The sequence below is a fragment of the Thermovenabulum gondwanense genome, from assembly GCF_001601575.1.
Lineage (GTDB): Bacteria > Bacillota > Thermosediminibacteria > Thermosediminibacterales > Thermosediminibacteraceae > Thermovenabulum > Thermovenabulum gondwanense.
In genome coordinates, this window is sequence record NZ_LOHZ01000006.1 from 1 (window position 1) to 1,599 (window position 1,599).

Here is a 1,599-nt window from a genome sequence, read left to right on the forward strand (position 1 = left end):
TGTAGTTATTCTGTGATAATGTCATCTTAAAATTTCTCAGTGAAAATGTCACTCACTGTGGTAAAATGAAAGGATGATATTATCAATGAATCCAGAAGAAAGAAATAAGCTTTACGTAGCTCGTTGTCTTATTGACGGGAAAATGTTAGTCAGGGAAGCTGCTGAAATCTTGGCCTTGAGCGAACGCCAGGTTTTACGCATTAAAAAGGGGGTTTTGAAATACGGTGATGCGTTCGTAATCCATAAAAATAGAGGTCGTAAGCCTAAGCATGCTATCTCTGAGGAAGAAAAGCTAAAGATCAAGGAACTTAAAGTTACAAAATACTCTTATGCTAATTTTTCTCATTTTCAAGAGCTGTTGGAGGAAAAAGAGAATATAAATTTGAGCAAAGCTTCGGTTTATAGGATTCTTTCTTCACAAGGCATTGAAAGCCCTAAGAAACACAGAAAAAAGACGATTCATAAACGTAGAAAAAGAAAGCCTCAAGAAGGTATGTTGGTGCTCATTGATGCCAGCCCTCATGCTTGGTTTTTTGATAGCAAGCTTCTCACTCTTCATGGAGCAATTGATGATGCTACAGGTAAAATTTTAGCTTTGTTTTTTACTGATAATGAGTGTTTGGATGGCTATTTTGAGGTGATAAGGCAAATAGTATTCAAACATGGAGTTCCTCTAGCAGTTTATGCCGATAGGCATTCTATCTTTCGTTCACCAAAAGTTGATAAGCTTTCCACAGAAGATGAACTTAATGGTATTAGGGTTAAAGATACTCAGTTTGGAAGGGCTATGAAGGAACTTGGAATAAATCTAATTTATGCCCAATCTCCTCAGGCAAAGGGAAGAATTGAAAGATTATGGGGAACTCTTCAAAGCAGGCTTCCTGTGGAACTTGATATTGCAGGTATTAAAACTATTGAAGAGGCTAATTTGTTCCTTGAAAAGTTTATTGATGAATTTAATAAGCGCTTTGCAGTGCCGCCCCAGGTGCCTGAAAGCGCATTTAGGATGCTTGATGAAAAACTTGATGTTGATAATATTCTCTGCCGTAAAATATCAAGAAAGGTTGATAGTGGCACTGCTTTTTCTTTTGATGGATCTTTTTATAAAATTGTAGCTGATGATAAAAAAAGACCCGTTATTCCTCCTCCTAGAGCTGCTATTACAGTCTTACAGAGCCCTAAAATAGGTTTACGGGTAGAATATAATGGCTCACTTTATGATGTTAAGAAACTCGATGAGTTACCTAAAAAGGAAACAAAAAAGGTTAAGGCCAAATCAGTTCGTCAACCAAAAAAACCGAGTGAAAACCATCCTTGGCGCCTTAATAATCAATGCATGCTTCCATCATTCTACGATGATTCAGATAGAGAAATTCTGGAGGCTTTGTATAGCTCAAGGCTGGCTTGGAGATAGGTTTTCTTATGGCCTTAATTAATTCTAATTTACTCAGCGAAGATGTGTCAAGGGCGCGAAGCGTTCATTTTACCCTTGACACATCAAGATGGGTAAATATACTTGGTTAGGGCCATAAGAAAAGGTGACATTTTCTCTGAATAAAACTACCCCTCTTGGGGTGACATTTTCATAGAATCTTGACA

General features: G+C 37.3%; 1 protein-coding gene. It reads left to right on the plus strand.

Translation table 11 applies throughout. From position 1 onward, the window contains the following. The first annotated feature begins 85 nt into the window (after positions 1–85). A complete protein-coding gene (locus ATZ99_RS00055) occupies positions 86–1,414 on the plus strand; it encodes an ISNCY family transposase (protein ID WP_068747220.1) in 1,329 nt (442 codons plus the stop codon). Positions 1,415–1,599: the final 185 nt, after the last annotated feature.

Bases quoted from the DNA above. Each gene is read 5' to 3' on its own strand.
- ATZ99_RS00055 (WP_068747220.1), top strand. From the start codon at position 86: ATGAATCCAGAAGAAAGAAATAAGCTTTACGTAGCTCGTTGTCTTATT.